Here is a 17,033-nt window from a genome sequence, read left to right as displayed (position 1 = left end):
TGTCCCGACATGATAATCCGCCGTTTCGGCTTTTTCAAAGGCCGAACCGGCTCCACAATGCGCGTTCTTCCGCCGCATCCACCAGGCCGGTGGCAACCGCGCCGGCTGCCTCAGGCGTGAAGCCGAGGGATGAGCCGAGGCCGAGCCTGCGGCCGAACAGGCCGCGCGGTGCTGTGATCAGCTTGAGCTCGGCCTTGGGGCCATAGCGGTCCTTGAGCACGGTGCGCATGTCGCCCAGCGCGTCGACGAGACCGAGTTCGAGGCCCTTCTTGCCCGACCAGAACAGGCCGGTAAACAGGTCCGGGTCGTCCTTGAGCTTGCCGCGGCGGCGCTCCTTGACCATGTCGATGAAGGTGTCGTGCACTTCGAGCTGCAGCTTCTTCAGCCGCTCGACGTCTTCGGCCTTTTCCGGCTGGAACGGATCGAGCGTCGCCTTGTTGGCGCCGGCGGTGTAGACGCGGCGCTCGACGCCGATCTTCTTGATCAGGTCGGTGAAGCCGAACGAGGCCGATACCACGCCGATCGAGCCGACGATGGAGGACGGGTCGGCGAAGATCTCGTCGCCGGCAATGGCGATCATGTAGCCGCCCGATGCGGCGACGTCCTCGACGAAGACCAGCACCTTCTTGTTCTTCTCGGCGGCAAGGTCGCGGATGCGCTTGAAGATCAGGCGCGACTGTACCGGCGAACCGCCCGGCGAATTGATCGAGATGGCGACGGCGGGCGCGCTGGAAATCGAGAAGGCCTTTTCGATCACCCCGGCTGTGCTTGCCAGTGAAAGCGTCGGCCGGAACTGGCTGCCGCCCGACATGATCGCGCCTTGCAGCCTGATGACGGGGATGACGATCTCGCCGCCTCGCATAGATCTCGGCAGCAGGCGGCGGAACAGGTTCTTCACGTAATCTCTCCGGTCTCTGGTCATGCGGATGTATGTATTCCCGCGACAAGCGCAATGCTTCGGCCCAGTTCTATCGCCGAAAAGCTTCAATCGCCGAAAAGCGACTCGCGGCCGTTGCTTATGTCGTCGGCGCGTTGCGAGAAGCTGTCGCCGGGATCGCGCAGGACCAGCGGCGGGCAGAGCGTCAACGGCGCCCGCGAGGCGCGAACCGCCCGCACGATGATACGGATCGCGGCCGCGTCGGCGCGCGGATGCACCGGTACGATCTCGGCCTTGCCGAAGCGACCCTCGAGGGCCGTAAGGATCGCTGCGAGCTGCTCCGGCCGGGCGATGATGGCGAGGCCGCCGCGCGGCTTGACCATGGCGGCAGCACTCCGGAGCCAGCTTTCGAACAGCCCGTCCTCCATGACATGCGCCTGCCGCTTCAGCGCGTCCGGTGTCGGCCGGTGATGCGCAGGATTGAAGGGCGGGTTCATGATGACGAAGTCGAGCGAGGCGTCGGCAAGGCCTGCCTCGGTGCGTGTCTTGCCGGAAAGGCCGACATCGGCGACGAGCACCGACGCTCGCTCGCGCAGCGAGGCGTTGCCGGGATAAGCGAGCGTCGCCTCGGCGAAGCGCGCCATCTCAGTGGTGAGCTCGACAAGTTGCACCTTGGCCTGCCTGCAGCGCGACGCAACCGCAAGGCCGGCAGCACCCGCACCTGCGCCGAAATCGGCAAGCCGGCCGGCGAACGTGCCCGGCACGGCGGCTGCGAGCATCAAGGCGTCCATGCCGGCGCGGTGGCCGCTGTCGCTGGGCTGCACCAGCCAGAAGTCGCCGCGATGGAATGCGTCCACCGTATGCGGTGGCAAGTCCAGATGTTTTGCGGGTGGCGGTTCGGCTGTCACTTCCGGCGAATTTCGTGCTCGATGCCGGCGTCGGTAAGAAGCTGCCGTGCTTCGTCGGCGTCGTCGGCATCGATCATGATCCGGCGCGGCAGGATGCCGATCGAACCGTCGAGCACGCTCATGTTCTCGTCGGCGGTGAAGCTGCCGATGCCGGCGTCGCGCAGCAGTGCCTCGACGAAGGAGATGATGACGGCGTCATTGGTGCGGATGAGTTCGATCATCTCAGGAAATTCGCAGTTTGGAGCGGCGAAGTAAACGCTGCCTGTTGCACCGCGCCAATTCGCCACTTGCGGGCACGGTGCATGCCGCCCTAGAATCGCCTAAGAGCTACGCGCGCGACCACGCGCCTGTGTAATTTGGGAGTGTTGGCCTTGGGTGTCGTTCTCAACATCGAGAAGGGAAAGCGGGACGCTGCGTCGATCAAGGACCTGATCGACCTGACGTCCGCCGACATGGGGCGGGTCAACGAGCTGATCCTGTCCAAGGCCGGCTCCGACGTCGAGATGATCCCCGAGGTGGCCAACCATCTGATCTCCTCCGGCGGCAAGCGCCTGCGCCCGATGCTGACGCTCGCTGCGGCGCAGATGTTCGGCTACGCCGGCGAAAACCACGTCAGGCTCGCGACCTCCGTCGAGTTCATGCACACGGCGACGCTGCTGCATGACGACGTCGTCGACGAAAGCGACCTGCGCCGCGGCAAGAAGACGGCGCGCACCATCTGGGGCAACCAGGCGAGCGTGCTCGTCGGCGACTTCCTGCTCGGCCAGGCCTTCCGCATGATGGTCGAGGTCGGTTCGCTGGAAGCGCTCGACATCCTGTCCTCCGCTGCCTCGATCATCGCCGAGGGCGAGGTGATGCAGCTGGCCGCCGCCAAGAACCTCGACACCACCGAGGACGAACATTTCGCCGTCATCAAGGCAAAGACCGCTGCCCTGTTCTCGGCCGCCGCCGAAGTCGGTCCGGTCATTGCCGGCGCGTCGAAGAACGACAAGGCAGCACTGCGCTCCTACGGCATGAATCTCGGCCTTGCCTTCCAGCTCATCGACGATGCGCTCGACTATGGCGGGTCGAGCAAGGACCTCGGCAAGAATGTCGGCGACGACTTCCGCGAGGGCAAGGTCACGCTGCCGGTCATCCTGAGCTATCGCCGCGGAACGTCTGCCGAACGCGCCTTCTGGAAGAGCGCGATCGAGGAGGGCAAGACCGACGATGCGGCGCTGGAGAAGGCTGTCGGCCTGATGGTGCGCCACGGCGCCATCGCCGACACGATCGGCCGCGCCAGCCATTTCGGCGAGATTGCCCGCGATGCGCTGGCCCCGCTGGAGCAGACGCCGCAGAAGTCGGCCCTCATCGACGTCATCGATTTCTGCATCAGCCGCGTCGTTTGAGGCAGGATTCCACCTGCCGTTGGTTCAACATTGTGAATTCGTTGAGCCGCCTGTCGTATTGTGAAGCCGGTGCGGATTGAAGCGTGACCCCAAAAAGGCCATGCTTGGCACCGACAAGCGGTTGCGACCCGGCCACCGGCTGGACGACCGTAGGACCTTGGTAGGAAGGATTTTCATGCGGCAGCGACGCGCGATCTGGCTGTTGGGCCTTGCGGCTCTGGCGGGCTTTACCGCCCTGACCCAGCCTGGATATGCCAAACAGCTCACCGAACCGGTCGAGATCAGTTCGTTTTCCGGCGCCTATCTCGCGGCCCGCACCGCCGAGGCCGACGACGACCTGGATAGCGCCATCGCCTATTACAAGCGCGCTTTGGCCTTCGATCCCGAAGATGCCGCCCTGCAGCAGAGCCTGATGCTGGCGCTGATCGCGCAAGGCCGCTTCGATGAATCGCTGCCTTATGCCGAGATGCTGAAGACAGTTCCCGACGTGGAGCGTTTCTCGCGTCTGGCGCTTGCCGTCGATACCTTCCGCAAGAAGGATTACGAGGGCGCGGAGAAGTGGCTCAAGCTGGCGCTCGAATCCGACCTCGACCGGCTGATCACAGGCGTCATGACCGCCTGGGCCAAGCAGGGCGAGGGCGAGGCCGGCGACGGGCTGCAGTTCCTCGACAAGCTCGAAGGCCCGGAATGGTACGAGCTGTTCAAGACCTACCACCGCGCTTTGATCGCCGAGACCGCCGGCCAGAAGGACAAGGCGGACGAGATCTATCGCGCCACCATCGACAATCTCGGCGCCGGCAGCGCGGCACCGGAGACCTGGATGCGCGCCGCCGAATCCTATGCCGGTTTCCTGGCCCGCACCGGCAAGAAGACCGAGGCGCTGGCCATCCTCGACCGCGCCGACGAGTTTGCCCCCGGCAAGCTGCCGATCGCTTCCTTGCGCGACAAAATCACCAAGGGCGAGAAGATCGGCCCGCTGGTCGCCAATCCGCAGGATGGCGCTGCCGAAATCCTGCTCAACCTGTCGACGGCGCTGAACCGTGGCGGCGGCGAACCCTTCGTCCGGCTCTATCTGCAATATGCGCTTGCGCTGAAGCCGGAGAGCGACGAGCTTCTGGTGCAGCTCGCAGCCATTGCCGAGCAGCAGCAGAATGGCGAAGAGGCGATCGCGCTTTACCGCCGCGTGCCCGCAACCTCGCCGCTCAAGCGGCTGTCGGAATTGCAGCTCGGCCTCAACCTCGCCGATCTCAAGCGCCATGACGAGGCGATCAAGCATCTCAAGGCACTGGTCGACGCCAACCCCGACGACATGCGCGGCTATCTCGCGCTTGGCGGGGTCTATGCCTCGACCGACAATTACCGCGCCTCAGCCGATGTCTACGACAAGGCAGTCAGCGTGCTGAAGACGCCAACCAACACCAACTGGAACGTTTTCTACCAGCGCGGCATCGCCTATGAGCGGCTGAAGGAATGGCCCAAGGCAGAACCGAATTTCCGTGAAGCGCTGAAGCTGTTCCCCAACCAGCCGCAGGTTCTGAACTATCTCGGCTATTCCTGGGTCGACATGAACATGAATCTCGAGGAAGGCCTCGGGATGATCAAGCAGGCCGCCGACCTGCGCCCGAGCGACGGCTACATCATCGATTCGCTGGGCTGGGCCTACTACCGCCTCGGCAAGTTCGAGGACGCGGTGCGCGAGCTCGAGCGCGCGGTGTCGCTGAAGCCTGACGATCCGGTGCTCAACGACCATCTCGGCGACGCCTACTGGCGTGTCGGGCGCAAGCTCGAAGCGACATTCCAGTGGAGCCATGCCCGCGACATGAAGCCGGAGCCGAAGATCCTGGCCGATGTCGAGCAGAAGCTCGCCAAGGGCCTGCCGGACCTGCCGGAGAAGCCGACGGCGCTGGAAGCCCCTGCCAAGCCGATCTCGGTCAAGCCGGCAGCCCCTGCCCAGGACAGCCAGAAGAAGAGCGAACTGGAAACGCCTGCAGTCGAACCGGCCGCCCAGGTGATCCCAGCCGCCTACAAGGTCCAGCGTGGGCAATCGCTGTGGTCGATCGCCAATGACGTGCTCGGCAATGGTGACCGCTATCGCGAGATTCTCGATCTCAACCCGCAGCTGCGCGGCGATCCCGCGCGCTTGGCACCCGGCCAGGAGCTTCAGCTGCCGGGCAAGTGAGCCGATTGCGCGGCGGTCGTCTTTGCACCGCAGCTTGACCCTAACTATCGGGCGGAATAGGACGGGGCCTTCTGTGGCCCCGTTTTCTTGCGGGGCGCGCGCCAATGATCGAGCTTTGCCCGTGACCGACACCATGCCCGCCCACATGCACCCCAGCCGCTCGTTCCAGGGCCTGATCCTGACGCTGCACAATTACTGGGCCGAACACGGTTGCATCATCCTGCAGCCATACGACATGGAAGTGGGCGCGGGCACGTTCCACCCGGCAACGACGTTGCGCGCGCTTGGACCCAAGCGCTGGAACGCAGCCTATGTACAGCCTTCGCGCCGCCCAAAGGACGGCCGCTACGGCGAGAACCCGAACCGGCTGCAGCACTATTACCAGTACCAGGTCATCCTGAAGCCGAACCCGTCCAACCTTCAGGAGCTCTACCTCGGCTCGCTCAAGGCGATCGGCATCGATCCGCTTGTCCACGACATCCGCTTCGTCGAGGACGACTGGGAAAGCCCGACGCTGGGCGCCTGGGGCCTCGGCTGGGAATGTTGGTGCGACGGCATGGAAGTGTCGCAGTTCACCTATTTCCAGCAGGTCTGCGGCATCGAATGCGCGCCCGTCGCCGGCGAGTTGACCTATGGTCTCGAACGCCTGGCGATGTATGTGCAGGGCGTCGACAATGTCTATGACCTCAACTTCAACGGCCTCGAAGGCGACGACAAGGTTACCTATGGCGACGTCTTCCTGCAGGCCGAGCAGGAATATTCCAGGCACAATTTCGAGCATGCCAACACCGCGATGCTGCTCAAGCATTTCGAGGATGCCGAAGCCGAATGCAGGGCGCTGCTCGCTGCCGGCGCGCCGGCCGATGGCGGCAATCTGGCCCAGCACAGGATGGTCTTCCCGGCCTACGACCAGTGCATCAAGGCGAGCCACGTCTTCAACCTGCTCGACGCGCGCGGCGTGATCTCGGTCACCGAACGCCAGAGCTACATCCTGCGCGTCCGCAACCTGTCCAAGGCCTGCGGCGAGGCTTTCCTGCTGACCGAAGCCGGCGGCCTGGCGGCTTGACGGCTTTACCTTCCCTTGTCGGGGGAGGTCGCCGTGAAGTGGCCATCAGGCAGCAGCGAGTTCCAGCCCCTCCGGAAGGCGGGGTTGCAGCGTTTCGCCATTGATCGTCTGCAACGCCTTGCGCACGCCGGGCATCCGGAATTCGGCCGGGGCCGCCACATGCATGGCGAGCAGGGCGCTGAGGCTGAAGATCTGGAGCAGGGCAGAGGCGGTTTTCATTGTCGTTCGGCCAATAGGTGTCTGTCTGAGCGTGGGTCGCTCCAGCGCAGCATCCGGTTCATGGAAATCTTCTTCCCTAGGACGATTGTCCCGGCGACGGTCCGACAGCTCGACGGAATTTTGCCGATCGCGTTCGGGCCGATCGCGTTCGGGAAGTGACAGCGGGCGGCTGAGTTGCTATGCCGCGCGGACCATTTCCGCGTGAGCCCGTCCGATGCCCGATCTGCTTTTAGAGTTGCGTTCCGAAGAAATCCCCGCGCGCATGCAGCGCAAGGCGGCGGGTGACCTCAGGAAGATGCTGACCGACGGTCTTGTCGAGGCGGGTCTGACCTATGAGGCGGCACGCGAATACTGGACGCCGCGCCGTCTGACGCTCGACATCAGGGGGCTGACGGCCCGCTCCAAGGACATCCATGAAGACCGCAAGGGCCCGAGCACCAAGGCGCCGGAAGCGGCGATCCAGGGTTTTCTGCGCAGCGCCGGCCTGAGCTCGATATCCCAGGCGCATGTCCACAGCGATCCCAAGAAGGGCGATTTCTATGTAGCCCATATTTCCAAGCCCGGCCGCTCGGCGGAGGAGATCATCGCCGAGCTGGTGCCGGCGATCGTCAAGACCTTCCCCTGGCCCAAGTCGATGCGCTGGGGCCCGGCCTCGGCCAAGCCGGGCAGCCTGCGCTGGGTGCGCCCGCTCCAGTCGATCGTTTGCACCTTCGGCCCCGAGACCGAGGAGCCGGTGGTCGTCGACTTCGAGGTTGACGGCATCCGTTCCGGCAACGTCACCTTTGGTCATCGATTCCATGCGCCCGAGGCAATCACCGTTCGCCGCTTCGACGACTACGCCGCCAAGCTCGAGGCCGCCAAGGTCGTCATCGATGCCGAGCGCCGCAAGGAGATGATCTCCGCCGATGCGCGCAACCTCGCCTTTGCCAATGGCCTCGAACTCGTCGAGGATGAAGGGCTGCTCGAAGAGGTTTCCGGCCTCGTCGAATGGCCTGTGGTGCTGATGGGCACTTTCGAGGACACGTTCCTCGAGATCCCGGCCGAAGTCATCCGGCTGACCATCCGCGCCAACCAGAAGTGCTTCGTCACGCGGCCGCAGGGCAGCGAGGACGCGCTTTCCAACCACTTCATCCTGACCTCGAACATCGAGGCCAAGGATGGCGGCAAGGAGATCGCGCATGGCAACGGCAAGGTGGTGCGCGCCCGCCTTTCGGACGCGCTCTATTTCTGGAAGACGGACCAGGGCGACCTGCCCGATCTCGATACGCTGAAGCAGTCGGCCGAAGCCTTCGGCCTCGATATCCACAAGCCGCTCGACCAGCGCATGGCCCGCCTCGACCATCTTGGCGTGACCTTTCATGCCAAGCTCGGCACGCAAGGGCAGCGCGTCCAGCGCATCCGCGGGCTCGCCCGTGAGATCGCGCCGCTTGTCGGTGCCGAGCCGAAGCTGGCCGACCGCGCCGCAGTGCTCGCCAAGGCAGACCTTCAGACCGAGGTCGTCGGCGAGTTCCCCGAACTGCAAGGCGCCATGGGCCGCAAATATGCGCTGCTGCAGGGCGAAAGCCCGTCGGTGGCAGCGGCGATCGAGGAGCACTACAAGCCGCAGGGTCCCTCCGACCGCGTGCCCGCCGACCCGGTTTCGGTTTCGGTGGCGCTGGCCGACAAGCTCGACACGCTCGTCGGCTTCTGGACCATCGACGAAAAGCCGACGGGGTCGAAGGACCCCTATGCGCTTCGTCGTGCCGCACTCGGCATCGTCAGGATCATCCTGTCGGCGCGCGGCAAGCTGCCGCTGCAGGCGTTGTTCGATGCGGCGCTGCGTCAGCTCGATGAGAGCTCCATCGCCAAGAAGCTCGCCGCGTTCGAGGCAAAGCAGGACGCGATCGACAGCGGCGATGTCGACGGCGAGCAGGACGTCGACAATGCGCTGGCTGCCTATGAAGCGGAGCTGCGCAAGGAAACGATAGACCGTGCCGCGCCGCTCAAGGCCGACCTGATCGCCTTCTTCCATGACCGTCTCAAGGTCTATCTGCGCGAGCTTGGCGCGCGCCACGATCTTATCGACGCCGTCATCACGCCGGAGGCCGACGACCTGTTGACCATCACCCGGCGTGTCGAAGCACTGGGTCACTTCGTCGACAGCGAGGATGGCAAGAACCTGCTCGCCGGCACCAAGCGCGCCGCCAACATCCTGGCCGCCGAAGAGAAGAAGGGGACCGCCGTAGCCGACGCCGTCGACCCCGCTCTCTTCCGCGAAGAGGCGGAAAAGGCGTTGTTCGCGCCGATGAATCAGGCTGTCAGCGAAGCCGGCCAGGCGATTCGGAAAGAAGACTTTTCCGGCGCCATGCGCGCCCTCAGCGTGTTGCGTGAACCCGTCGATTCATTCTTCGAGAAAGTTCTCGTCAACGACGACGACGTCGCCGTGCGTGCCAACCGCCTGGCGCTGCTCGCGCGCATCCGTGCGGCGACCGACCAGGTCGCCGATTTCTCCAAGATCGCGGGATAGGCTGGGGCGGCGCAAAGCCGCCCTTTTCACTCAGTCGAGCAGGCGAACCTTGACGCTCTGGCGATAGACCTGGACCTCGATCAGCGGCTCGCCGTGGAGGATGGCGCTGCGCGTCGAGTTGCTCATCGCGCCAGGCTTGTTCAACAGCTGCTCGAAGCGCGCACGCTTGGCATTGCTGGTGAACCAGTCGTCGAGGTCGTCTTCCTCGTCGGTCTGGATGTGCCGATGTACATTGGCGCGGTCCTGCCGCACGACCTGGGCGGCACTGTCCAGGGCATAGCCATCGCTGGCCTGATGGTCCTTCTCGGAGATCCGCGCGACATAGGTGCCGAGCAGCTGATCGGCCTGTGCCACGCCTGTACCGGAAAGCAGCATGGCCAGGAGCCCCGCTGCGATGCTGCGACCTGCCTTCATGGATCAACCCCTTGCCCAGATTGCCGATATGTTGCCGCGACGGTGCACAACGACGGCGTGACGGTCAAGCCGGACTATTCGGTTTTGACATGGGCTGGCGCTGGGTCGATCGGGGTCCCGTCGGGCGCAACAGGCAAGGGCGACTGGTCGCCGGTCGCGGCCTGCTGGGCGGGCACGGCTTCCGCGGCAACGGGCTCGCCAGCCGACGTATCAGGCGACGCTGAACCAACCTCGCCGCCGCGGATGACCATCAGCTCAGGCCCCATCTTATGGTTGGTCCTTGTCGGTTCGGCTTCGATCGCCGCGACCTTGCCGGCGTCGACCTGGGCAGCGCCGAGCGCGACGATCGACCTGCTGGCCGATTTCTTGGCGTCGACGCTGACCGATGACGGGCTGGCCGCACTGGCTTCGACGATGACGATCGAAGATGCGTGAGCCGTACAGGACACGGCGATGCCGGCAACAAGAAACGCAGCGCAAAGGCGCATATGACCCTCGGAGTTGAATCAACTTCAAGGCGCAATGTAACAGCTGGGCGGTTGCAGCCCGATTTCGAAGATGCGGTGCATTTTAGGCAATGCCGGAAATCTTGGCGGTGGCGCACTTGTCGCATGAGGCGGCGCGGAGTAGGGACCGGGCATGCAACAGGAAGCTGAGACGTGGCGGAACTGATCGCAGCCGACAAGGCGATGGACGCGGCACTGGCGCTGCTCGGCGCCGGCGAGGTGGTGGCCATACCAACCGAGACCGTCTATGGCCTGGCAGGTGACGCGACCAATGGCGAGGCCGTCGCCCGCATCTTCGAGGCCAAGGGCCGCCCGCGCTTCAACCCCTTGATCGCCCACGTTGCCGACATGGCCATGGCCGAGCGCATCGGCGTGTTCGACCCGCTGTCGCGCAAGCTGGCGGAACAATTCTGGCCCGGACCTCTCACGCTGGTGGTTCCGCTGCGTCCCGGTTCGGGCATTCATCCGCTGGTTACAGCAGGGCTCGAGACCATTGCGCTGCGCATGCCCAAGGGGTTCGGCGGCACGTTGATATCACGGCTCGGCCGGCCGCTGGCGGCCCCCAGCGCCAACAGCTCGGGCAAGATCAGCTCGACCAGCGGCGAGGCGGTGGCCAGCGATCTCGGGGCGCGTATCCCGCTCGTCGTCGACGGTGGTTCGACGCCGGTCGGGCTGGAATCGACGATCGTCAAGGTCGAGGACGGCCGCGTGCGGCTGCTGCGCCCCGGCGGCGTTCCGGCAGGTGACATCGAAGAGGTGGCCGGTGCGCCGCTGCTGCGCGGCGTGACCGCCGGCATCGAAGCGCCCGGCATGCTTGCCTCGCACTACGCGCCGGGTGCTGCGATGCGGCTCAATGCCGACGCTGTCGCGGCAGGCGAGGCGCTGCTGGGTTTTGGCCCGCGCCGTGCCGATGGCTGGCAACAGGCCCGCGCCTTCCTCAATCTGTCCGAGACAGGCGACCTGCGCGAAGCGGCGACAAATCTCTTTGCGCATCTCCAGGCGCTCGACCGCAGCGGCGCCGAGCTGATCGCCGTCGAGCCGATACCGTTCGACGAACTCGGCGAGGCGATCAACGACAGGCTGGCGCGCGCCGCTGCCCCTCGTGACAATCCTCACGTCTGAACTTAGCTTCCGTCATATGACCCAGAATCTTCCCGGCCTCGATCCCGCGCTTGCCGAGCGCTTCGCTGCCATCGTCGGCCTGCGTCATGCGGTGCGCGCGGAAGGCGACATCGAACCTTATGTGCATGAGCCGCGCGGCCTGTTCACGGGTGCCAGCTCGCTGGTGCTACGCCCGGCAAATGTCGAGGAGGTGAGCGCGATCATGAGGCTCGCCACCGAAACGGGGACGCCGATCGTGCCGCAGGGCGGCAATACCGGCCTCGTCGGCGGCCAGGTGCCGGATCGTTCGGGCGGCCAGATCGTGCTGTCGCTGTCGCGCCTCAACCGCATCCGCGAGATTGATCCGGTCTCCAACACCGTCATTGCCGAGGCCGGCGTCGTGCTCGACGTGCTGCACAAGGCAGCCGACGAGGTCGACCGGCTCTATCCCCTGTCGCTGGCGTCGCAAGGGTCCTGCCAGATTGGCGGCAATCTGTCGTCCAATGCCGGCGGCACCGGCGTGGTGGCCTATGGCAATGCGCGCGAGCTGTGCCTTGGCGTCGAGGTGGTTCTGCCGACCGGCGAGGTGCTCGACGACCTGCGCAAGCTGAAGAAGGACAACACCGGCTACGACCTCAAGAACCTGTTCGTCGGCGCCGAAGGCACGCTGGGCGTCATTACGGCGGCGGTGCTGAAGCTCTATCCCAAGCCCAAGGGTCGCGAAGTCGCCTGGGTCGGGCTGGCGTCGCCAGAGGCAGCGCTCGCCTTGTTCGACCGCGCCCAGGACATGGCCGGCGGCGCGCTGACGGCGTTCGAGCTGATCGGCCACCGGCCGATGGAATTTGCCATGCGCCACATTCCCGATGCGCGGCCGCCGCTGCAAGGCGACTGGCCCTGGCAGGTGCTGATGGAAATCTCCTCGGGCCGCTCGGCCGAGGACGCGCGCGCGCTGATCGAGGACATCCTCTCGGCCGGCTTCGAGGCCGAGCAGGTCGGCGATGCGGCGATTGCCGCAAGCGTTGCCCATGCCAACGAGTTCTGGCGCCTGCGCGAGATGCTGCCGGAAACGCAGAAGGTGGAAGGCGCGTCGATCAAGCACGACATCTCTGTGCCGATCGCCAGTATCCCCGCCTTCATCGCACAAGGTGCTGTCGCTGTTGCCAGCGTCTGCCCGGAGGCGCGCGTTGTCTGCTTCGGCCACATGGGCGACGGCAATCTGCACTACAACGTCTCGCAGCCGGTCGGCATGGCAGCCGACGCGTTCCTGGCGCTCTACCGCGACATGAACAAGGCGGTGCACGACGTCGTACGCGCCATGAACGGCTCGATCTCGGCCGAACATGGCATCGGCCAGCTCAAGCGCGATGAGCTCATTGCCACGGCGCCGCCGATCGCCATCGAGCTGATGCGCCGCGTCAAGGCGGCGTTCGATCCCGCCGGCATCATGAACCCCGGCAAGACGATTTGAACGTCTCTGGTGGTATTCCGATAACCATCGCCGAGATCAGCAAAATTTAACCCAATTTCTTAAGCGGGGCGGTAAGGTCACCCCGCTAGTGTCCTTCCTAACGAGACCGGGAAAACTGGTCCGGAGAGACCGGAAACCGGCTCTCAGGAGATAACAGGAAGGCACACCATGAACACCGGACTGAAGCCAGTCTGGGCGGGACGCAACATGCGCCTCGACCCGTTCCGCTTGCCGCAGATGGTCAGCTACGCGACGCGTGACGACCTTGGCGACGTCACCTTCACCATCGATCACCGCGGCGCGGTGATCCGCCGCCTGCTGGCGCTCAGCGGGCTGCCGGCGACGATTGCGCTGCCGGCGCGCGCGTTCCGCGGCGTTGCGGCCCGTGCGATGGAAGACGAGGACCTGAACGTCACGGTGACGCTGGAACTGCTGCACAACGATCCGATGCTGTCTGTGCCGCTTCTGGTCGCCGACGATCTCGACGACGTTGCCGCCGACTGGCGCGCCTGGGCCGACTATTACAGCCTGCCCATGCTGCTGATCGAGGCGGACGGCGTTGCCCGCACGCTCGAGGAGTCGCTCGGCGCGGCGATCAAGACCCTGCCGGCGCAGGACCGACGCAAGGGGCGCGTCTCCAGGATGCGCAGGCCGCGTTTCCTCGCCCGCCGCAAGTCGGGCGCGCTCGGTGTCCGCCTCGTCATCGACGGCGAAGAGATCATCGCCCGGGCGTGACGCAGAGAATCTAGATCAGCGGCTTCAGCGCCACCCAGGCGCCGCCGCAGATCAGGCCGATGAAGATGATCCAGCCGATCTGGCCGTTCGACCTGAACAGCCTGAGGCACTGGTCGGGATTGTCGATGTCGAGCACGACGATCTGCCTGATCATGTGTGCGCCGGCGGCGACAAGGCCGGCGAGTGCCGGCATCGGCACCTGGGCGATGGCAAAGGCCGTCGCAACCAGCATCAACGCCCCGGCATAAAGCCCGAACAGCCATGACTTGGTGTTTTCGCCGAAGAAGCGCGCGGTCGACTTCACGCCGACAAGCGCGTCGTCTTCCTTGTCCTGGTGGGCGTAGATCGTGTCATAGCCGATCACCCACATGATCGAACCGAAATAGAGCAGCACGGCCGGGCCGTCTATGTCGCCGAATTCGGCTGCCCAGCCCATCAGCGCGCCCCAGGAAAAGGCGAGGCCAAGCACGAATTGCGGCCAGTTGGTGATGCGCTTCATGAACGGGTAGATCGCAACGATCGCCAGCGACGAGATGCCGAGCAGAATGGTGAAGCTGTTGAACTGCAACAGCACGACCAGTCCGACAAGCGCCTGCAGCACCAGGAACACCCAAGCCTGGCGGCGGCTGACCTGGCCCGAGGGCAGGGGGCGCGAACGCGTGCGCTCGACCTGGGCGTCGATGCCTTCGTCGACGATGTCGTTGTAGGTGCAGCCGGCGCCGCGCATCGCCACCGCTCCGATGAGGAACAGCACCAGGAACGAAGGCGAAGGCAAAAGCGACATCAGGCTGTCACCCGGCCGCGCATAAGCGCTCGCCGCCATCGCCGCCGACCACCAGCATGGCCACAGAAGCAGCACCCAGCCGATCGGCCGGTCCCAGCGCGCGAGCTGGGCGTAAGGCCACAGCCCACGTGGCAAGGCACGGTAGACCCAGTGACCGCTGGGAGCATCGGCGACCCGGCCCTGGCCGGCTTTTGATTGGATCTGTTCCATGTCATGGGAGTGCCAGCGGCGTGGGCAGGCGTCAAGCCGACGATTTGTCCGTGTTTGGCAGCGCTGCAGCTTGACCTCGTCCCTCCCGGCCACTAGCGGGTGCATCACGTCAAGCATCGGCAAGAGGTCAAGCGCATGAACATCCTGCTCATCGGTTCCGGCGGCCGCGAACACGCACTGGCCTGGAAGCTTGCGGCCTCGCCGATGCTGACCAGGCTTTATGCCGCGCCGGGCAATCCCGGCATCGCCCGGGAAGCCGAACTGGTGGCGCTCGATATTGCCGACCACGCCGCCGTCGCAGCCTTCTGCAAGGACAAGGCGATCGACCTCGTCGTTGTCGGCCCCGAGGGCCCGCTGGTCGCCGGCATCGGCGACGATCTGCGCGCCGCCGGCATTCGTGTCTTCGGTCCCTCCAAGGTGGCCGCACAGCTCGAGGGGTCGAAGGGCTTCACCAAGGATCTTTGTGCCCGCTACGGCATTCCGACAGCTGCCTATGGCCGTTTCGACAATGCCGGCGACGCCCGTGCCTATGTCGAGAAGATGGGCGCGCCGATCGTCATCAAGGCCGACGGCCTCGCCGCCGGCAAGGGCGTGACGGTTGCGATGACGCTGGACGAAGCGTTGGAAGCTGTCGACGCCTGTTTCGAGGGTGCCTTCGGTGGTGCCGGCGCATCTGTCGTGGTGGAAGAATTCATGACCGGCGAGGAGGCGAGCTTCTTCTGTCTTTGCGACGGCAAGACGGCGCTGCCGTTCGGAACCGCGCAAGACCACAAGCGTGTTGGCGACGGCGATGTTGGACCGAACACCGGGGGCATGGGAGCCTATTCGCCGGCGCCCGTCATGACGCCCGAACTGATCCAACAGACCATGCGCGAAATCATCGAGCCGACGATGCGCGGCATGGCTGAAATGGGTGCGCCGTTCTCGGGCGTGCTGTTTGCCGGCCTGATGCTGACCGACCAGGGTCCGAAGCTGATCGAATACAACACCCGCTTCGGCGACCCCGAATGCCAGGTGCTGATGATGCGGCTGAAGGAAGACCTTCTCGTGCTGCTCAATGCCGCCGCCGATGGCCAACTCACCCATGTCTCGGCGCGCTGGCGCGACGAGGCGGCGCTGACGGTGGTGATGGCGGCCAAGGGGTATCCGGGCACGCCGGAAAAGGGCTCCGTCATCTCGGGCATCGACAGGGCGGAAGCTGCCGGCGCGCAGGTGTTCCACGCCGGCACCGCCGTCAGCGACGGCAACATCGTCGCCAATGGCGGCCGCGTGCTGAACGTCACCGCCACGGGCAGCGATGTCAGCGAAGCGCAGCAGAAGGCCTATGCGGCTGTCGACGGGCTCGACTGGCCGGAAGGGTTCTGCCGCCGCGACATCGGCTGGCGTGCGGTCGAGCGCGAACAGCAGAAATAGTCGGCTGGACGCCGGGGCGACCGACTAGCGCTCGGCGCGGTCGCTCTCGGTCGAAGCGGTGGCGACCGGATCGAGCCTTGCGGCGTTCTGGCTGGCCACACGCACCACTTCGTCGCGCCTCAGTGCTGCGAATTCCGCCATGCCGTTGATGTAGCGGCTGGGTGCCGGTCTGAACGCCGGAAGTGCGCCGAGCACGGCCTTGTCCCAGCTCGAGCGCAGCGTCTCGGCAAGCAGGTCGAGACGCACCGGATAGGCGACCGAGGCATAGGTGATGCGGCTTTCGCCCTTCAGCCCCTCATCCCTGGCGATCGGCAGCGGCACATTGAGCATGAAGTCGTCTGTCGTTTCGACAAGCTGGCCGAACGGCCAGACCTGGCGCAGGCCTTCGGCGTCCATTGGTGCGACGTTCACATCTATGTCGTTGGGCGTGCCGGCGACGCGGTAGGGGCAGCGGCGTTCTCCGCAATTGGCCTGGGCCGAGAACTGCCACAGCGAATAGCGCTGCCAGTTGCCCTTCGGGAAATGGATGCCGATCTCGGGCTTGTAACGCGCATACCAGAGCGGCAGCCGCGACAGCAGCCGGTAGCGATAGCGGTTGTCGGCGATGTATCTGGAGGTCGTGCCGTTGGTGTAGAGGATCGGATAGCGGCCGGTGCGCAGGAAGATATGGCGCACGAACAACTCGGCGTCCTCGAGCGACATCCATTTGGTCGGATCGTTTTCCTCGATGTCGATCGCCATCAGATCGTCGGGGCCGGGTTCGGCGAAATCGAGGAAGTTCTCGGCCTGCTCGATCGGGTTGCCGGGACGGGCAAGGTGGTAGGCACCCCATTTCAGCCCGAGCGCCTTGGCGACGACCTTGCGCGTGTGGAACAGTTCGCGGGCAACCGCATGTCGTTTCCACAGCGCCTTGCACAGCCTGTAGGCGGTTTCGTCGCCGGAGCAGGAATAGGCCGGGGGCAGTCCGTCGGAGGCCTTGTTGATGAAGCCGACGATGCGCTTGTCGCCCGACAGCTTCTGCCAGTCGATGGAATTGTATTCGTAGGCGTCGATGACCAGCGCCCGGTCGGACTTCTTCCATGGTTCGGAGAAGTCGGAGGCCGCAGCCGGCGCGGGGATGTGGTTTACCCAAGCGGCGGTCAGCGCTGCGAGCGCGAGGCGATGAAATCTAGACGCCAGTCCCCTCAAAAGGCGATCCTCGGTGATCGATATCAGATCGTGGACCGCCATGGTTAAGGAAATGCTGATGCGGCTCCACC

General features: G+C 65.1%; 16 protein-coding genes. 8 read left to right on the top strand and 8 right to left on the bottom strand.

Features of this window, described 5'->3' with window-relative positions; translation table 11 throughout:
- Positions 1-34 precede the first annotated feature (34 nt).
- The 3 genes from IG197_RS07940 to IG197_RS07930 all read right to left on the bottom strand — a co-directional run bounded on the left by IG197_RS07940 (position 35) and on the right by IG197_RS07930 (position 2,006).
- Entirely contained in the window at positions 35-898 is an 864-nt protein-coding gene (locus IG197_RS07940) for a S49 family peptidase (RefSeq protein ID WP_192318094.1), read from the bottom strand.
- An 86-nt stretch (positions 899-984) separates the two neighbouring features.
- Complete coding sequence (locus tag IG197_RS07935; protein ID WP_246765427.1) at positions 985-1,755, bottom strand: tRNA1(Val) (adenine(37)-N6)-methyltransferase; 771 nt, start codon at positions 1,753-1,755, stop codon at positions 985-987.
- Between the two features lie 26 nt (positions 1,756-1,781).
- Positions 1,782-2,006, bottom strand: a complete 225-nt coding sequence (locus IG197_RS07930) for a DUF2007 domain-containing protein (RefSeq protein WP_067964652.1) — start codon at positions 2,004-2,006, stop codon at positions 1,782-1,784.
- A gap of 150 nt (positions 2,007-2,156) precedes the next feature.
- On the opposite strand from IG197_RS07930, the gene IG197_RS07925 reads away from it, so the two are divergent.
- From IG197_RS07925 to IG197_RS07915, 3 genes are all read left to right on the top strand, one after another.
- Complete coding sequence (locus IG197_RS07925; RefSeq protein ID WP_192318092.1) at positions 2,157-3,173, top strand: polyprenyl synthetase family protein; 1,017 nt, start codon at positions 2,157-2,159, stop codon at positions 3,171-3,173.
- Between the two features lie 175 nt (positions 3,174-3,348).
- The gene (locus IG197_RS07920; RefSeq protein WP_192318090.1) at positions 3,349-5,352 is read left to right on the top strand and encodes a tetratricopeptide repeat protein; all 2,004 of its coding nucleotides are present in this window, start codon (positions 3,349-3,351) and stop codon (positions 5,350-5,352) included.
- Positions 5,353-5,473: 121 nt separating this feature from the next.
- On the top strand, positions 5,474-6,418 hold the full coding sequence (locus IG197_RS07915; protein ID WP_192318088.1) for a glycine--tRNA ligase subunit alpha: 945 nt from the start codon (positions 5,474-5,476) through the stop codon (positions 6,416-6,418).
- A 45-nt stretch (positions 6,419-6,463) separates the two neighbouring features.
- On the opposite strand, the gene IG197_RS07910 is transcribed toward IG197_RS07915, so the two are convergent.
- Positions 6,464-6,637, bottom strand: a complete 174-nt coding sequence (locus IG197_RS07910; protein ID WP_154386783.1) for a hypothetical protein — start codon at positions 6,635-6,637, stop codon at positions 6,464-6,466.
- Positions 6,638-6,851: 214 nt separating this feature from the next.
- Here IG197_RS07910 and glyS point away from each other — a divergent pair, with 214 nt between their 5' ends.
- Positions 6,852-9,143 carry a glycine--tRNA ligase subunit beta gene (glyS, locus tag IG197_RS07905; RefSeq protein ID WP_192318087.1) on the top strand — a complete coding sequence of 764 codons (2,292 nt, stop codon included), beginning with the start codon at positions 6,852-6,854 and terminating at the stop codon, positions 9,141-9,143.
- A 30-nt stretch (positions 9,144-9,173) separates the two neighbouring features.
- On the opposite strand, the gene IG197_RS07900 is transcribed toward glyS, so the two are convergent.
- Positions 9,174-9,557, bottom strand: a complete 384-nt coding sequence (locus tag IG197_RS07900) for a hypothetical protein (RefSeq protein ID WP_067964642.1) — start codon at positions 9,555-9,557, stop codon at positions 9,174-9,176.
- A gap of 74 nt (positions 9,558-9,631) precedes the next feature.
- Positions 9,632-10,045, bottom strand: a complete 414-nt coding sequence (locus tag IG197_RS07895; protein ID WP_192318085.1) for a hypothetical protein — start codon at positions 10,043-10,045, stop codon at positions 9,632-9,634.
- Positions 10,046-10,246: 201 nt separating this feature from the next.
- Between IG197_RS07895 and IG197_RS07890 the strand changes: the two genes are divergently transcribed.
- From IG197_RS07890 to IG197_RS07880, 3 genes are all read left to right on the top strand, one after another.
- Positions 10,247-11,185 carry an L-threonylcarbamoyladenylate synthase gene (locus IG197_RS07890; protein ID WP_182575287.1) on the top strand — a complete coding sequence of 313 codons (939 nt, stop codon included), beginning with the start codon at positions 10,247-10,249 and terminating at the stop codon, positions 11,183-11,185.
- Between the two features lie 16 nt (positions 11,186-11,201).
- Positions 11,202-12,632, top strand: coding sequence for an FAD-binding oxidoreductase (locus tag IG197_RS07885; RefSeq protein WP_192318083.1), 1,431 nt, complete (start codon positions 11,202-11,204; stop codon positions 12,630-12,632).
- Positions 12,633-12,800: 168 nt separating this feature from the next.
- A complete protein-coding gene (locus IG197_RS07880) occupies positions 12,801-13,367 on the top strand; it encodes a DUF6101 family protein (RefSeq protein ID WP_067964634.1) in 567 nt (188 codons plus the stop codon).
- A gap of 10 nt (positions 13,368-13,377) precedes the next feature.
- Here IG197_RS07880 and ubiA read toward each other — a convergent pair whose 3' ends face one another.
- Positions 13,378-14,361, bottom strand: coding sequence for a 4-hydroxybenzoate octaprenyltransferase (gene ubiA, locus IG197_RS07875; RefSeq protein ID WP_192318081.1), 984 nt, complete (start codon positions 14,359-14,361; stop codon positions 13,378-13,380).
- A 135-nt stretch (positions 14,362-14,496) separates the two neighbouring features.
- Between ubiA and purD the strand changes: the two genes are divergently transcribed.
- Positions 14,497-15,774 (top strand): phosphoribosylamine--glycine ligase, encoded by a 1,278-nt coding sequence (gene purD, locus IG197_RS07870; RefSeq protein ID WP_192318079.1) that lies wholly within the window; start codon positions 14,497-14,499, stop codon positions 15,772-15,774.
- Between the two features lie 24 nt (positions 15,775-15,798).
- Here the strand turns inward: purD and IG197_RS07865 are convergent, their stop codons facing one another.
- Positions 15,799-17,004: a glycoside hydrolase family 25 protein gene (locus tag IG197_RS07865; RefSeq protein WP_182575250.1), complete on the bottom strand. Its 1,206-nt coding sequence runs from the start codon at positions 17,002-17,004 to the stop codon at positions 15,799-15,801.
- Positions 17,005-17,033 lie beyond the last annotated feature (29 nt).

The sequence above is a fragment of the Aminobacter sp. SR38 genome (genome assembly GCF_014843375.1).
GTDB classification, from domain to species: Bacteria; Pseudomonadota; Alphaproteobacteria; order Rhizobiales; family Rhizobiaceae; genus Aminobacter; species Aminobacter ciceronei.
The sequence above is the reverse complement of the archived record's forward strand: the minus strand, read 5'-3'. Positions and strand labels throughout refer to the sequence as shown.